The sequence below is a fragment of the Bacillus cereus group sp. BfR-BA-01379 genome (assembly GCF_022663605.1).
Classification (GTDB): Bacteria; Bacillota; Bacilli; order Bacillales; family Bacillaceae_G; genus Bacillus_A; species Bacillus_A mobilis.
The window spans coordinates 1-223 of the sequence record NZ_JAKUFT010000309.1 but is presented as its reverse complement, the minus strand read 5'-3'; the positions used below and the strand labels follow the sequence as shown (position 1 = coordinate 223).

Here is a 223-nt window from a genome sequence, read left to right as displayed (position 1 = left end):
ACTACCATCGGCGCTAGAGAGCTTAACTTCCGTGTTCGGTATGGGAACGGGTGTGGCCTCTCTGCCATCATTACCAGACTGTATTCATTTAAGACAAGAATTATTGTAACTCATTTAACTTTTAAAGTCAACAAGTTTTTTATATTCTTTCAAAACTAGATAACATTGCTTCATATTATATGGTTAAGTCCTCGATCTATTAGTATTCGTCAGCTCCACATGT

1 rRNA gene is annotated in these 223 nt (G+C 36.8%); it reads right to left on the bottom strand.

Going from position 1 to position 223, the window contains the following annotated elements:
* Positions 1-78: ribosomal RNA gene (rrf, locus tag MR113_RS27995) — 5S ribosomal RNA — on the bottom strand; the annotation flags it as partial.
* Positions 79-223: the final 145 nt, after the last annotated feature.